Below are 15,492 nucleotides of genomic sequence, written 5' to 3'. Positions count from 1 at the left end.
ACCTGCCGCTGCTGACACGTTCGACGCGGGCGCACCGCGTCGTGCGTCGATCCGCGTGCCCAGACCCACCGCATCCCATTCCAGATAGCGAGAAGCCGATGACTTCGATACCTTCTCAGACAACCGTCGGTATTCCGACGACCACCGAGAGCGCGGCGCCGCGGGACACACCGTCCGGGTCGACGGTGCTGGATTCAGCGCACGTCGGCGATATCGTCGGCGCATTCGGCCGTATCCCGCTAAACGCGGCCATTCCGGGCCGTAGCTGGTGGCAACGGCTTCGGATGCTGATGGTCATCAGTGGACCCGGCCTGATCGTGATGGTTGGCGACAACGACGCTGGTGGTGTCGCAACCTACACGCAGGCCGGGCAGAACTACGGCATGAAACTGCTATGGACCCTGGCGCTGCTGATCCCGGTGCTCTACGTAAACCAGGAGATGGTGCTCCGATTGGGCGCGGTCACGCGAGTCGGCCATGCGCGGCTGATCTTCGAGCGGTTCGGCAAGTTCTGGGGCGCTTTCAGCGTCGGCGATCTTTTGATCCTCAACGCCTTGACGATCGTCACCGAATTCATCGGGGTGTCGTTGGCGCTCGGATTTTTGGGCTGCCCGAAGGTGATCGCGATACCGGTCGCCGCCGTGCTGCTGTTCGCGGTGGTAGCCGGTGGCTCGTTCCGGCGTTGGGAGCAGCTGATGTTCGTGTTGATCGCGGTAAACATCGCGATCGTCCCGGTCGCATTGTCGGTGCACCCAACCATCAGCGCAAGCGTGCATGGGCTGATTCCCTCGTTGCCCGGCCAACCCGACTCCGTCGTGTTGATGGTCATCATGGCGATTGTGGGCACCACGGTGGCGCCCTGGCAGTTGTTCTTCCAGCAGTCCAACGTCGTCGACAAGCGCATCACGCCACGCTGGATTCCGTACGGGCGAGCCGATTTGGTCATCGGCATCGTCGGGGTGATGGGCGGGGCAATCGCGCTGATGGCGGTCACCGCGTTCGGACTCGGCGGGACGGCGGCCGCCGGTAAATTCACCAACGCCGGAGAGGTCGCAGGCCACCTGTCGGCTCACGTCGGGCACACCATCGGCGTGCTGTTCGCGATCGTTTTGCTGGACGCATCATTGATCGGCGCGAACTGCGTCGGGCTGGCCACCACCTACGCCCTCGGTGACTCAATGGGCAAACCGCATTCGCTGCATTGGAAGATCACCGAGGCGCCACTGTTCTACGGTAGCTACGCCGTGCTGCTTGGAGTGTCGGCTGCGGTCGCGTTCAGTCCCGATGACGTCCTGGGTGTGATCACTCAGGGTGTGCAGGCGCTCGCCGGCGTGCTACTACCCTCAGCGACAGTGTTTTTGGTGCTGCTGTGCAATGACCGTCCGGTAATGGGCCCGTGGGCGAACACCTTCCGGCAGAACGCCATCGCGTGGATGATCGTCTGGTCGCTGGTGGTGCTGTCGCTGATGTTGACGGCGGTGACATTCTTCCCCAACCTGTCCACCGCAACTCTGGCGACCGGCATCGGCATCGGGATTACGCTTGGCCTGCTGGGCGCCGCCATCATTTTCGCCGTCGGTTGGCGCACGGAGCGGCGCAAGGCCGAAGACACCGTGCCGTTCGGTGCGCTGGACTTCGACCAGGTCGAGGAACTCGAGCAGCTCCCGAAGCTGACACGTGCCGAACTCAAAGCCTTCCACAAAGAGGTCCGCGCACGGTGGAACACTCCGGCACTTGCGACCCTGGAGCGGCCAGTCATATCGCCGCTGCGTAGGGCCGGCCTGTTGACGCTGCGCAGCTACCTGGTTATTGCGGGCGTGATGGTGGTGGTCAAGATGGTCCAGGCCGGTGTCGGCTGAGGCGAATTTCAGGGCAGCAGAACGATCTTGCCGTGGGTGTGCCGTTGTTCGAGCTCTGCGAACGCGTCGGTGACCCGATCCAGCGGGTAGGTTGCCGCGACGTCGAAGTCGACCTCGCCGGAGGCAACCAGGTCGGCGACCTCTTTGAGCACCGCCGGCGTTGATGCCTCGGCGCTGCCCTCGGTCTTGGCGCCGACCTCGGCGGCCTTCTGGAAGGAGATGATCGTGTTGATGCGCTCGGGTGTCACACCGAGATCGACGGCGAGCCCAACATAGTCGGGCCCGAACAAGTCGATGAAGGCGTCGATACCGTCCGGTGCTGCCTCCCGCAGCCGCTGCGCCAACCCGTCGCCGTATTCGACCGGGATGACGCCGTGAGCCCGCAGCCACGCGGCGTTGCTTGCCGACGCGATGCCGAGCACGCGCACCTTGCGGAGCGCCAACAACTGCACGACCAGGCTGCCGACTCCGCCGGCGGCGGCAGAGACCGCGACCGTCTCGCCCGGCTGCGGCGCCACGGCGCGAACGGCGGCGTAGGCGGTAACGCCGACAACGTAGAGAGAGCCGGCGGCCTCCCAGCTCAGCCGGGCAGGCTTGTGGATCAGTTGATCGGCCGGGACGACGGTGTGAGTGGCGTGGCTGGACCGCGCAAAGCTGAACCCGAGCACTTCGTCTCCGATGGAGAAATCGCCCACCCCGCTGACTTCACTGCCGATTCCGACGACAACGCCGGCCAGGTCGCTGCCCTGGCCGGCGGGAAAGGTGGCGGGGAACTGCTCATGCAGCGCGCCGCTGCGAATCGCGGCCTCACCCGGATTGATGCCGGCGGCGCGAACTTCGACAAGCACCTCGCCTGCGCCGGGGGACGGTACATCGATGTCGGCGACGTACAAGACCTCGCGCCCCCCGTATCGATCGAACCGGACCGCGCGCGCTTTGCTAGCTGTCATGCTGACCTTTCTTCTCGCCGGACTCCGATGCGTCCCGCCAGCCTCGACCGCTGCTGTGGCCGCGACCCAGTCATGGATAACTCCAGGAACTCATGCGCAGGGCGATCCGCGCAAATGGCCGGCCAGGCCCGGCCGATAACGATGTCGCAGGATGCGAAAGTGGTCGATGCGCGGCGTGGCCTGCTGCCGAGGAGTTTCCCGGCGACGGGGCCGGGTACGGCAACACCATGGGAGATAGAGCTGACGACCCGGTGGACCATGTCCGGACCACGCGCAAACATGCCGGCCAAAACTGGAAGAACACCGCCGCGATGCCCGGGCTGATCGCGGTCGGGCTGGGGACAGCCGCCACCTGCATCGCGCTGTTTGCCTTTGCGACTGGTCACGCCGTCGCCAGTGTGGGCGCCGGCGCAGTCACCGTTCTGCTGTTCGGCGGCGGAGTGGGTCGGCTTGGCCGCGAAAGCCGTCGTATTCGACGGATTGAGGCCCGATACCTGCGGGAGCACCCCGAAGCAGACGTACAACCGCCGGCAAGTTGAATTTGCGGCGCGGCAAGTCCGGACGCGGGCTTGACCGCGTCGGGGCTCTTCTGCTCGGGCGCCGCATCGCGTCACCTGCTCAACGCCGCTTGAACGGCGGTGCCGCAGGCCACGACGACGAGCAGCCAGACGAACCATCGAGTGAGACGCTCTGCGGGCACGCGGGCAGCAACGACGTCTCCGAAAAGCACCCCGACTATCCCTGCAGCGGTGAGTGGTGCGGCCACCAGCCAGTCGATCTGTTCGCGGGGCAAGCGAAACGCCAGGCTCTCGGCGGAACTGATTGCGATGACCAAGAGCGACGTGCCCACCGCGACCGGCATGTCAAAGCCGAGGGCCAGAACCAATCCCGGCACGATCACGAATCCGCCACCCACGCCGAAGAATCCGGTAAGGAAACCGACGATGCTGCCGGCGATCGCCACCCGGGTGACGGTGGCCACCGTGACGCGTTTTCGGCCACCCGCTTGCCTCGTCGGCGCCGACGTCGATTCGCCGCGCGAAGAAACGGTCGCCGGTTGACCGTGCTTGTGTGCGGCGTTGGCTTTCGCCAACTGGCTGGTGTGACAAGGTGTCTCGGTGTGTCGGCCATGCATGCGCCATGCGGCTACCAGGATCAACGCCGAAAAGGCGACAAGCAGAACATTGTTCGGTATCGCTTTGCTGAGCAGGGAGCCCAGCAGTGATCCGCCTGCTCCGACCAGACCGAAGATGAGCCCCGAGGCCAGTCGCACGCGGCCGGCATGCAGGTGGCCCAGCATCCCGACCAGCGCTGTGGCGCCCACCGCCAGGAGCGAGGTCGTCGTCGCCGCGTGCGCAGACTGGCCGACCCCGTAGACAAGTGCCGGCACCGCGAGAACCGATCCACCGCCGCCCAGGGCGCCGAGGGAAAGCCCGATCAGCAGCCCCAACGGCGCCGACACGCTGACAACGCCGGTCGTGCCCAGGGCAGCCAGACGTGCGGTACTCACCGGCTGTCGCCTTCGTCGGCCCAGCGATCGCCGCCGATGCTCACCCGCCGTTGTCCTGTGCTCGCGAATGCCTCGATGGGCGTCCTCTGTTGACTCGCGAGGCTGTGGGCGGGCAATTGCCGTAGAAGACCCGCGATGTCGTGACCATGCCGGCAAAGACTGCGACGGCGAATAGCCAGGCGCTGGCCGCCATCTGTACTCCGCCGCTGAGCAGGTGCCCGCTGGTACAGCCGTCGGCCATCCGCGCACCGAACATCATGGTGAAAAAGCCCCCGAAGCTGCCAACTGCGCGCTTGGTTGCACCGTCGCCGAATCTGTTACGCCAGGACGGTGGAATCACCGGTTGCAGGCCCTGATAGTGCCGGCTGACGACGACTGCGGCGAGCAGGGCGCCGAGGAATGTGCCGAGATCGGACAGCGGTTCCCAGCCGATGCTGCGCATCACTTTCTGGGTGTCGTCGAAGTGTGGCAGGAACAGGCGGCCGACAAGCCAGGAGTACGTTGTCGATTCGCCGAAAATCTGGTGCAACAGAATCGCGAGCGCCACCGCGGCACCGATAACGGCACTGGTTATCAGCTTGGCCGGGGAGTAGAAGTTGCTGTTCGGGATGTCGCCGATGATGCTGCGGCGCAGCCGGCTTGGTCGGCACGGGGGTAATGCGCCCTCTGCCAGGTAAGCCGCAGTGTCCGACGTCGCTTCGCGATCCCGTGCATCGACTAGCCCTGAAACAGCTTGCGCCAAAGAACTTTTACCGCCCTGATAGCGGGGAAGAACGGCCGTGGCCAGAAGTAATGCGATCGCGTAGATGACTGCGATGAGGACGGTGAACATCGGGCGAATATGCTGAATCGAGCCCGAAGCAACGAGATCGCCGTAGTTCGCGGTGTGCACAAGCCAGTGGCCCGGCGCGCTCTGGTAGAGCACCGTCCATGCCGCCGCGCCCAGGAGACCGCCGGGCAACGCATACAACGCATCTCGGCGGCCCTCACCCAGCGCCATCAATTCAGAACCGGGAACATAGCCCGATACGGCCATGCCGGCCCCGAAAAGAACCCCGCCCAGCGTCACGCCGACGACATAGACGGGTTTCGGGGAGAAATGCATCGAGACCCCGAGGGCGTACAGGCCGTACAAGATGACAGCGCCGACGGCAGAGGCCACCGCCAGGCAGCCCACCAATAATCTGTCCTTCCACCGGGCCAGCCTGATCAGGGTCTCTGGATTGCCGAGTCCCCAAATTTCGCCGACGCCCCCGAACAGCACTCCGAAAAAGAGGCCGACCCACAGGGGCGCGGTCACCGTCAGCATTGCCGCGATGCCGCTACGTCGAGGAATCCAGTCCCACCGACCCGGCGAGCCACGGCATCAGGTGCGCACATGTGCGGTGTTGTTGGTGACGTCACCGGCGCCGGGGTCGCCGTAATGGCGACCGATATGCGCTTCGGCGCGCAAGCGCGGCGCCATGTGGGGGTAGTGCAGTTCGAACGCGGGGCGCTCCGAGCGGATCCGGGGCAGTTCGGTGAAGTTGTGCCGCGGCGGCGGGCAGCTGGTGGCCCACTCCAGCGAGTTGCCGTAGCCCCACGGGTCGTCGACGGTGACCGGCTCGCCGTAGCGCCAGCTCTTGAAGACGTTCCAGATGAACGGAATCATCGACACCCCGAGGATGAACGCGCCGGTCGTGGAGACGACGTTCAACGTGGTGAAGCCGTCGGTGGGCAGGTAGTCGGCGTAGCGGCGCGGCATCCCCTTGTTGCCCAGCCAGTGCTGCACCAAAAACGTGGTGTTGAACCCGATGAACGTCAGCCAGAAGTGCAGTTTGCCCAGCCGCTCATCCAGCAGCCGTCCGGTCATCTTCGGAAACCAGAAATAGATGCCGGCGAAGGTGGAGAACACGATGGTGCCGAACAGCGTGTAGTGAAAGTGCGCGACCACGAAATAGGAGTCGGTGACATGGAAGTCCAGCGGCGGGCTGGCCAGCAGCACCCCGGTCAACCCACCGAGCAGGAAGGTGACCAGAAAGCCGATCGAGAACAGCATCGGCGTTTCGAAGGTCAGCTGGCCCTTCCACATGGTGCCGATCCAGTTGAAGAACTTCATCCCGGTCGGCACCGCAATCAGATAGGAGGTGACAGCGAAGAACGGCAGCAGCACCGCCCCGGTGGCGAACATGTGGTGCGCCCACACCGTCATCGACAGCCCCGCAATAGCCAGGGTGGCATACACCAGGGTCGTGTAGCCGAACACCGGTTTGCGGCTAAACACCGGGAAGATCTCGGTGACGACGCCGAAGAACGGCAACGCCACGATGTAGACCTCGGGGTGGCCGAAGAACCAGAACAGGTGCTGCCACAACAGCACTCCGCCGTTGGCCGGGTCATAAATGTGGCCGCCCAGATGCCGATCGAAGGCCAGCCCGAACAGCGCCGCGGTCAGAATCGGAAACGCCAACAGCACCAGAATCGAGGTCACCAGGACATCCCAGGTGAAAACCGGCATCCGAAACATCGTCATCCCCGGGGCCCGCAGGCACACCACCGTGGTGATCATGTTGACCGCGCCCAAAATGGTGCCCAGCCCGGCCACGATCAAACCCATGATCCATAAATCGCTGCCCGCACCGGGATTGCGGATGGCGTCACTCAACGGCGTGTACGCCGTCCAACCGAAATCAGCGGCCCCGCCCGGGGTGATGAAACCCGCGAGGACGATCAGCGCGCCGAACAAAAACAACCAGTAAGAAAAAGCGTTCAACCGTGGGAACGCCACATCCGGGGCGCCGATCTGCAGCGGCAGCACCAAGTTGGCGAACCCGAACACGATCGGCGTCGCATACAACAGCAACATGATGGTGCCGTGCATGGTGAACAACTGGTTGTACTGCTCATTGGACAAAAACTGCAGCCCCGGCAAAGCCAGCTCGGCGCGCATCAACAGCGCCATCAGCCCGCCCACAAAAAAGAGGCTCATGCAGGTGACCACATACATGATGCCGATCGTCTTGTGGTCGGTGGTCGTGACCAGCTTGTAGACCAGCGTGCCCTTGGGGCCCAACCGGGCCGGGTACGGTCGACGGGCCTCGATGACTTCTTCGATTGCCGTCATAGCACCTCCGTCGGTGGTCGGGAAAACGGATTGTCACCCCAGTCCGCCGGCAGTGCAGGCCAAAGTGACGCCGGTCCTGCCGCGCAGCGGTCGGACCGCGGCGGGCAGATCAATTGACGGTACCCAGTCAGGAACGAGAACAAACGGCCCAACGGCCGCCTACTTTCCTGAGCGTGAGCCAACGCAGGAGAGCTGTCGGCACCTTGGCGAAGCAGCGTGGAGGCTGACGCGGGCAGAACCGGAACGACCGTGACCGTTCGGCTTGCATAGCCGGTGCCTACCGGGATTAGAACTCCCGGCAGGGGGTAGCCCTGTCGGGATCAAGCCCAGTAAGTCGCAACTTTCTCAAGGATGGTCTAGATGTTTCTTCACAACAAAAAGCTGATGTACACCGTTCGCGTCGACGAGCCTGACCCTGCATTCGCGAAGCTGCTCCTCGAGCAATTCGGCGGGCCCAACGGGGAACTCGCCGCGGCGATGCGGTACTTCCTGCAGGGCTGGAATGAGCCCGACGGAGCGCGGCGCAGCATGTTGCTCGACATCGCCACCGAAGAACTTTCCCACCTGGAGATGGTCGCTCAGACCCTGAGCCTGCTGCTCAAGGGCTCACCGTCCGAGTTGGTGGACCAGGTCGAAGGGAGCTATCTCGGTGAGCTATTGGACGGCGACATGCCGACCGCGGCCGATATCGCGTTGAACAGCGGAGCCAACATCTTGGGCGGCGGCGGCGCTCGGCTGACCGACTCGCAAGGCACCCCGTTCACCGCCGCCTATATCGACACCCTCGGGGAGCCGGCTAGCGACCTACGCTCCGACATCGCCGCTGAAGCCCGCGCCAAGATCGTCTACGAGCGGCTGATCAAACTGACCGACGACGCCGGCGCAAAAGACACCCTGACTTTTCTGATGACCCGCGAGATCGCCCACCAGAAAATGTTCGAAGCTGCGTTGGCCGCTATCGAATCGAGCTTTCCGCCCGGCACGTTGCCCGGCAACGAGAAGCTGGGCCACGCCTATTTCGCCGATTCCGGGGATTTCGGCGGTGGAGGCGAAAATGGCGCAGGAGCAACTCAAGGCTTCGGCTTGGCAGAGTCTCACACCACCTGGGGATTCACCCTCGATGACAAACCCGCCGAACAAGCTGCACGACAAGAAGTTCTGTGACCTGCGCCATGCGGCGCGGCGGATGGCTATTCGCGGCGGGGTGCCAGGGCGCCAACCCCTGCATCGACCCCCTGCATCGACCCGGTGTCGCGACATCGTCCGAGTTGCGTGCTTGGTCGCTGACATCGGCTGACATCGGTTGTGGCCGGTTGTGGCGATGTCCGTTACGCCACCACGTCGATCGGGTCGCCGATGTGCACGGTGTTGAAGTACCACTCGGCGTTGTCCGGGCTGAGGTTGATGCAGCCGTGGCTGACGTTCGAATACCCCTGCGAATCCACCGACCAGGGCGCCGAATGCACGTAGACACCGCTCCAGGTGACGCGAACCGCGTACGAGGCGACGATGTCGTATCCCTCCGGCGAGCTCAGCGGGATCCCGATCGTCCGCGAATCCATGCGGACAGTTCGCTCCTTGGACAGCGCGGTGTAGTTGCCGATCGGCGTCGGGCGGGAAGGCTTACCCATCGACGCCGGCATCGTGCGCAATACTTCGCCGTTGACGCTGACGGTAAAGGTGTGCTGGGAAATGCTGGCAACGCCCAGCACCTCGTCGCCGGTGTCGAAGCCGGTCGACAAGGCGTGCACCGTGACACCGATGTGGCTGTGGGCGGGCCAGTAGCCGTCCGGAATCCATTGCACGAGATTGCCCTCGACCCACTTGAACTGGCCGGTGACGTGATTTGGCGCCGCGATCTTGATCGCCCGTTCGGCGGCTCCCCGGTCACGCACCGGCCCGGCGAACGTCACGATCACCGGATGACCCACGCCGACCACCGCGCCGTTCGCCGGCTGGATCGAGGCAACACCGGCTGGGTAGGGGGGCGCGACCGCTGCCGTGCTCGGCGTGCCCGATCCCGCCATGGCCAGCACGGCAACCGTTCCCGCGAGCCACATGCTTCGAATCGCTCTACGCACGGTGTCCACCCTTCGAGATCGTGCAAGCCCGAAGCGCTTACATTCTGCAACTTCATATGTACCCTATTCGGCGCTCAGCAAACGGATCCTTAAGCGGGCGAGTCGCGATTGGCCGAGCAAACGACTGTCAGCTGAGCTGGTCGGCAAGGCAAAACAACTCAGGACCGGAGCTGAAACTCTTCGCGCTGTGCCCGACTTGGCAAGCGCTGATCGGTGTGTTAGACCCAATGCCGTGACCGATCCCTACACGCGCCCGCGGCCCGGCTCCGCGGCGCTTGTGCTGATCGATGTCCAACGCGACTTCTACGCCGACGACGCTCCACTGCCCATCGACGGCACGAAGGCGGCGATCCCGGCCATGGCTTCGTTGGCAACCGAATTTCGAGATCGCGCAAGGCCGATCGTGCACGTCGTCCGGCTCTACCGTCCGGACGGGTCGAACGCCGACTTGGTGCGAAAGCGGGCGATCGAGCGTGGAGCCCGCTTCGCCGTCCCGGGCAGTGCGGGCTCGCAGATCGCACCTGAATTATTGCCTAATCCTGTTGAACTGGACCATAAATCGCTACTAGGCGGTGAATTCCAGCAGATCGGCCCGCGCGAGCATGTGATGTACAAGCCGCGGTGGGGTGCCTTCTACCAAACCAAGCTCGAGCAGCATCTTCGCGATTCCAACTGCGACACAGTAGTTTTCGTCGGCTGCAACTTCCCGAACTGCCCCCGCACGTCTATCTACGAGGCATCCGAGCGCGACTTCCGGATCGTGGTGGTATCGGATGCGTTGTCCGGGCTCGACGACCGAGGCATCAAGGAATGCCGGGGGATTGGCGTCGACGTCAGAAACCTGTCCGAGACACTTGCGTGGCTGTATCAGGCCGTCGACTTCACCCGGGCCGCAGCCGATTCCGGCATCGGTTCGTACCGGGCAAAGGACCGGGTGAACGATGCCGCGCCGTGCGACAGCGAACGCAAGTCGATGGCGTAACGAGTCAGCTCGACCTGCGGCACTTCGGCTCTCACCAGCGTGCGGTCGTTGCCGGCGGTCTCGGTGCCCAGCACCCGGCCGCGGCGCCCGGACAGGTCGCCCATCACCGCGCCGACCAGATCGTCGGGTATCAGCACCGAGATCTCGTCGATCGGCTCGAGCAGGGCTATCTTGGTCGCCGCCGCGGCCTCTTTCAACGCCAGCGAACCGGCCATTTGGAACGCGAAATCCGACGAGTCGACGCTGTGCGCCTTGCCGTCGAGCAGCGTGACGCGGATGTCGACCACGGGGTAGCCGGCATGCACGCCCTTTTCCATCTGAGCGCGTACTCCCTTTTCCACGCTCGAGACGAACTGCCGGGGAACCGCGCCGCCGACCACCTTGTCGTGGAACTCGAAACCCGACCCTTCCGGTAGCGGTTCCACCTCGATGTCGCAGACCGCGTACTGGCCGTGCCCGCCGGACTGCTTGACGTGTCGGCCATGGCCTTTCGCCTTGCCCGCGAAGGTTTCCCGCATCGGCACCCGAAGCTCGACGGTGTCCACGGCGACCCCGTAACGGTTCTCCAGCGCGTCGAGCACTACTCCGGCATGCGCCTCGCCCATGCACCACAGCACAATCTGGTGTGTCTCCGGATTCTGCTCGATGCGCAGTGTCGGATCCTCGGCGGCCAACCGGCCCAACCCGACTGACAGCTTGTCCTCGTCGGTCTTGGCGCGTGCCTGAATGGCCACGGGCAGCAGCGATTCCGGTATGGTCCACGGTTTGAGTACCAGCGGTGTGTCCTTGCCCGACAGGGTGTCTCCGGTTTCCGCCCGGCTCAGCCGGCCGACCGCGCACATGTCGCCGGGCAGCACCATCGACGCGGGCCGCTGCTGCTTGCCCAGCGGGAAGGACAGCGCACCGATGCGTTCGTCCTCGTCGTGGGCGAGGTGGCTGTTGCCGGTGCCGTTACTGGACCCAAAAAATGACGAGAGATGGCCCGACACATGAACCGTCGTGTCGGGCCGGATGGTGCCGGAGAAAACCCGGACCAGGCTCAGCCTGCCGACGTAGGGATCTGAGGTCGTCTTCACCACCTCGGCCAGCAGCGGCGAATCGGAGCCGCAAGTGACCTTGGTGAACACCGCGCCCTGCGGCGTAAAGACCTCGGGCAGCGGATGTTCTGCTGGGGACGGGAACCCGCGGGTGGCGACCTCCAGCAGTTCCAGCGTGCCGACGCCGGTGCTGCTACAGACCGGAATCACCGGGAAAAACGAGCCGCGGGCAATGGCTTTCTCCAGATCGCCGATCAACACCGACTCGTCGATTTTTTCGCCGCCCAGGTAACGCTCCATCAGCGACTCGTCTTCGGACTCCTCGATGATTCCCTCGATCAACGTGCCGCGTGCACCTTCGATCTGATCGGCGTACGACGGATCAGGCGAATGCATGCTCCGGTTGCCGCCCTGGTATTGGTAGTGCGTCTGCGACAGCAGCCCGATCAGCCCGTCGCCGGCAGGCAGATAGAGCGGTAAAACCTTGTCGCCGAACGCATTTTGGGCTGTTGACAGCGCGTTATGATAATTGGCTCTGGCGTGATGGAGTTTGGTGATCACCACTGCCCGCGGCACGCCGACCTGGCTGCACTCCTGCCAGAGTGACTTGGTCGGTTCGTCGACGTCTTCGGTGGCCGCGATCACGAACAGGGCGCAGTCCGCGGCGCGCAGCCCGGCCCGCAGTTCGCCGACGAAATCGGCGTAGCCCGGTGTGTCGACCAGGTTGACCTTGACGCCGTCGTGCAGCAGCGACGCCAAGGCCAGGCTGACCGACCGCTGTTGGCGGATCTCGGTCTCCTCGTGGTCGCACACAGTGGTGCCGTCGGCGATCGAGCCGGGTCGCGACAGTACGCCCGCGGCGACCAAAAGGGCCTCGATCAGCGTGGTTTTTCCGCCGCCGGACGGACCGACCAGTACCACGTTGCGCACCGCGGCCGGATCGTCCACAGCGGGGGCGGCCCCGGCGCCTTGAGAAGCATTCGACTTGTCTGCCATGACGTGTCTCTCCTTTGAGCCCGCATCGGTTTGCTGACCCCCGCGAGCGGGGCAGCGACTCTGCTAGTCACCTTTCCCCTTCGCACCCGTGTAGCACAAGAGTGAACAGGGGAGTAACGAAGGGTTTTCCAGGCTGCGGCGGTGCTCAGGCGTGCCAGCTGCTCCAACGCTGGACTGCGACCGCAATCACCGGGCCGTCCAGCGGAACGGATTGATACTGGGGGTATTTCGCGCGCAACAGATCAAGCGCTGCACCGCGGACGTTACCGTCGTGGTGTATCGCGGCGATGCCGTCGACCCGGGCCCACCACAACTGCGTCCAGTCGTCGGCGTAGTGATCGACCAGCAGGCTCACCTGTGGGTGACGTTCGATATTCGCCAGCCGCCGCAGCCGTCGAGTGGTCTTGGGCTTGGCGTCCACCGCGGTGTAGACGACCTCGTCGCGAAGGGCAAACGCCACGGGCACAAGGTGCGGCATGCCGTTGGGCGCGACGGTGCCCAGGCGGGCTACCGGCGCACGCGCGAAGCTGGCTTTGGGGTCGAAGTCGACCACAACGCTGAGCCTAAGGGGCAACTGGCCACAAAAAAATCAGGTGATCGTCAGACCGCCGTCGACGACGATCGTCTGCCCGGTTACGTGGCCACCGGCCGCTGATGCCAACCACACGGCGGTGGCGGCGAGCTCGCGCGCCTTTCGCGAGCCCCACTGCTGGGCCAAATCTCGAGTCAACAGCCCCAGGGCGGCTTCGCCGTCCTCCGTGGAGGTTGAAAACGTTTCCCTGATCTCGCGTTGACGGGGGGTCGGGTCGCGCAGGACGTGGTGGTGCGTATCGCGGTCGACCCCGGTCGCTTTGTGGTGCTGCTGAGCCTGTGAGTCAACATGGCGGTGGAGGCAGAGCGGTTGTCCGCTCCTCGCGGGAACCGTGGATTGTTGCTTCGAGCACGTGTAACGTGTAGGAAACTTCTGTTTTTGTCGCCTCCCCGTGATGCGCACGCCGACAACAACTTTCATATGACGAGGGCAGGTGCAGTGGGATGGAAGTGATACATGCGAGGTGCGCGGGCCTGGACATTTCGAAGAAGGACGCCAAGGTCTGCATCCGGGTGCAGAGCGCGGGCCACGCCGCGCCCGATGATCGCGGCCTTGCTGGCGCTGTAGGCGGCCTGTGGCAGACCGGCGGTGGTGACACCCAGCACGCTGGCGATGTTGATGATCGAACTTCCCGGTTGCATGACCCGCCCGCTGGCTTGTGCCATCCAGTAAGCGCCGCCCAAGTTGACGTCGATCACCGAGCGGAACTGCTCCGGGGTCTCCCGGGTGGCCGGGTAGGCCGACCCTACCCCGGCGTTGTTGATCAGGATGTCGACTCGGCCGAAGGTCGGCATCGCTGAGTCGATCAGAGCCTGACACTGCTCGGGCACGCTGACGTCGGTGGGCACCGGCGGCGACTTGCGACCGGCACCTTCGACGAGCGCCGCAGTCTTCGCCAATCTGTCGACGCGGCGTGCACCCAATACGACGTCGGCGCCGGCTTCGACGAACGCCTGGGCGAACGCTACGCCGAGCCCCGACGACGCACCGGTCACGACCGCGACTTTGTCGTCGAGCCGGAATGAATCGAGCACGCTCATGTACAAGGCGCCTTTTCTGTCGGTGGTCGGCAAGCCAGAAACTATGAAGCTACCGGTTGCCAGCGTGGCGGTGGACAAGACAGCGGGCCGATCATCATTCATCTCGAAGCGGCCCCTCGTCCAGCAACTTTTGGAGCGGGGATGCTCGACGAGCAAACCCCGGTTACGGTGTAGTGAACAAAATCGCGCGTAGGTAACCCGACGCTGCGACAATCCGAGCTTGACCGGGCTGGGCTGGAACCTATGCAGGAGGTAGCACCGATGAGCGAATCGCACCGCCGGAGACCGCGGCGGTCCTTGTGGTTGCTCAGTCCGATGGCGGTGGCAGGGCTGGCTCTCGCCACGGCGCCCGCCCAAGCGTCGCCAGTGACCCCGCCTGCGCCGCGGGACGCGCTGGCGGCCGTTGGGCAGGTCGGCCCGACCATCGTCGATATCGACGCCCAGCTCGGATACCAGAGTGCCGTGGGCTCCGGGACCGGCATCGTGATCGGCCCCAGCACGGTGCTGACCAACAACCACGTGATCGCCGGCGCCACGTCACTGACCGTGCGGTCGATCGGCAACGGTCAGACTTTCCCGGCCACGGTGATCGGCTTCGACCGCAGCCATGACATTGCGGTGTTGCAGCTCGGCGGCGGCGGACTGCAGCCGGCCAATATCGGTAACTCCGACACGGTCACCGTCGGCGAACCGATCGTCTCCCTGGGCAATGCCGGTGGTGCCGGCGGAGCGCCCAGTGCAGTGGACGGGCGGGTCCTCGCGTTGAACCAGACGGTGTCGGCGTCCGACTCCCTGACCGGCAGCGCCGAGACACTCGACAGATTGATCCAGGTCGACGCCGCGATACGGCCCGGAGACTCCGGTGGGCCTACCGTCAACGCTGCCAACCAGGTGATCGGCATGAACACCGCCGCATCCGACAACTACCACCTGGGCCGCGGCCAAGGTTTCGCGATCCCGATCAACGAGGCAATGGCCATCGCCGGGCAGATTCAGGGCGGCGGGTCGCCGACGGTGCACATCGGTCCGACCGCGTTCCTCGGTGTCGGTGTCAACGACGCGCCCGGTGGTGCGGGCGCTGTGGTCAAGCAGGTGATTCCGACCGGTCCTGCCGCCGGCGCCGGGCTGGCCCCAGGCGATGTGATCACCTCGATCAACGGTCAACCGGTCAACTCGGCTACCGCGCTGACGAACATTCTCGATCAGCACCACCCCGGCGAGAACATCACCGTCGGGTTGCAGAATCGCACCACCAACGTGACGTTGGCCACCGGTCCGCCGGGCTGACCTGCGCCCGCAGCTCCCTGAGCTGCGCTGAATTCGTTTGGCCTGCAAATGGTTT

The 15,492-nt window shown here is 64.6% G+C and carries 11 protein-coding genes and 3 pseudogenes; 5 read left to right on the top strand and 9 right to left on the bottom strand.

Annotated features, from left to right (window positions below):
• Positions 1-98 precede the first annotated feature (98 nt).
• Entirely contained in the window at positions 99-1,859 is a 1,761-nt protein-coding gene (locus tag M5I08_RS23915) for an NRAMP family divalent metal transporter (protein ID WP_219068310.1), read from the top strand.
• 8 nt (positions 1,860-1,867) lie between these two features.
• Here the strand turns inward: M5I08_RS23915 and M5I08_RS23910 are convergent, their stop codons facing one another.
• Entirely contained in the window at positions 1,868-2,809 is a 942-nt protein-coding gene (locus M5I08_RS23910; protein WP_219068309.1) for an NADP-dependent oxidoreductase, read from the bottom strand.
• A gap of 227 nt (positions 2,810-3,036) precedes the next feature.
• Here M5I08_RS23910 and M5I08_RS23905 point away from each other — a divergent pair, with 227 nt between their 5' ends.
• Entirely contained in the window at positions 3,037-3,348 is a 312-nt protein-coding gene (locus tag M5I08_RS23905) for a hypothetical protein (protein ID WP_249762993.1), read from the top strand.
• A gap of 71 nt (positions 3,349-3,419) precedes the next feature.
• On the opposite strand, the gene M5I08_RS23900 is transcribed toward M5I08_RS23905, so the two are convergent.
• The 3 genes from M5I08_RS23900 to ctaD all read right to left on the bottom strand — a co-directional run bounded on the left by M5I08_RS23900 (position 3,420) and on the right by ctaD (position 7,422).
• On the bottom strand, positions 3,420-4,319 hold the full coding sequence (locus M5I08_RS23900; protein WP_219068308.1) for a sulfite exporter TauE/SafE family protein: 900 nt from the start codon (positions 4,317-4,319) through the stop codon (positions 3,420-3,422).
• 40 nt (positions 4,320-4,359) lie between these two features.
• Entirely contained in the window at positions 4,360-5,619 is a 1,260-nt protein-coding gene (locus M5I08_RS23895; protein ID WP_219068307.1) for a YeeE/YedE thiosulfate transporter family protein, read from the bottom strand.
• A 66-nt stretch (positions 5,620-5,685) separates the two neighbouring features.
• Complete coding sequence (gene ctaD, locus M5I08_RS23890; RefSeq protein ID WP_219068306.1) at positions 5,686-7,422, bottom strand: aa3-type cytochrome oxidase subunit I; 1,737 nt, start codon at positions 7,420-7,422, stop codon at positions 5,686-5,688.
• A 360-nt stretch (positions 7,423-7,782) separates the two neighbouring features.
• Between ctaD and M5I08_RS23885 the strand changes: the two genes are divergently transcribed.
• On the top strand, positions 7,783-8,586 hold the full coding sequence (locus M5I08_RS23885; protein ID WP_219068305.1) for a manganese catalase family protein: 804 nt from the start codon (positions 7,783-7,785) through the stop codon (positions 8,584-8,586).
• Between the two features lie 164 nt (positions 8,587-8,750).
• Here M5I08_RS23885 and M5I08_RS23880 read toward each other — a convergent pair whose 3' ends face one another.
• The gene (locus tag M5I08_RS23880) at positions 8,751-9,503 is read right to left on the bottom strand and encodes a L,D-transpeptidase (RefSeq protein ID WP_219068304.1); all 753 of its coding nucleotides are present in this window, start codon (positions 9,501-9,503) and stop codon (positions 8,751-8,753) included.
• A 232-nt stretch (positions 9,504-9,735) separates the two neighbouring features.
• On the opposite strand from M5I08_RS23880, the pseudogene M5I08_RS23875 reads away from it, so the two are divergent.
• Positions 9,736-10,368: pseudogene (locus tag M5I08_RS23875) on the top strand (cysteine hydrolase family protein); the annotation flags it as partial.
• 2 nt (positions 10,369-10,370) lie between these two features.
• Here the strand turns inward: M5I08_RS23875 and M5I08_RS23870 are convergent.
• The 4 genes and pseudogenes from M5I08_RS23870 to M5I08_RS23855 all read right to left on the bottom strand — a co-directional run.
• A complete protein-coding gene (locus M5I08_RS23870; RefSeq protein ID WP_219068302.1) occupies positions 10,371-12,518 on the bottom strand; it encodes an elongation factor G-like protein EF-G2 in 2,148 nt (715 codons plus the stop codon).
• A 145-nt stretch (positions 12,519-12,663) separates the two neighbouring features.
• A complete protein-coding gene (locus M5I08_RS23865) occupies positions 12,664-13,071 on the bottom strand; it encodes a TIGR03668 family PPOX class F420-dependent oxidoreductase (RefSeq protein ID WP_219068301.1) in 408 nt (135 codons plus the stop codon).
• 36 nt (positions 13,072-13,107) lie between these two features.
• Positions 13,108-13,206 (bottom strand): annotated as a pseudogene (locus M5I08_RS27140) (SDR family oxidoreductase); the annotation flags it as partial.
• A 440-nt stretch (positions 13,207-13,646) separates the two neighbouring features.
• Positions 13,647-14,150 (bottom strand): annotated as a pseudogene (locus M5I08_RS23855) (SDR family NAD(P)-dependent oxidoreductase); the annotation flags it as partial.
• A gap of 261 nt (positions 14,151-14,411) precedes the next feature.
• On the opposite strand from M5I08_RS23855, the gene M5I08_RS23850 reads away from it, so the two are divergent.
• Entirely contained in the window at positions 14,412-15,437 is a 1,026-nt protein-coding gene (locus M5I08_RS23850) for a S1C family serine protease (protein ID WP_219068299.1), read from the top strand.
• Positions 15,438-15,492: the final 55 nt, after the last annotated feature.

The sequence above is a fragment of the Candidatus Mycobacterium methanotrophicum genome (assembly GCF_023515995.1).
Taxonomy (GTDB): Bacteria; Actinomycetota; Actinomycetes; order Mycobacteriales; family Mycobacteriaceae; genus Mycobacterium; species Mycobacterium methanotrophicum.
Note: the sequence above shows the minus strand (reverse complement) of the source record. Positions and strands in the feature narration are given on the sequence as shown.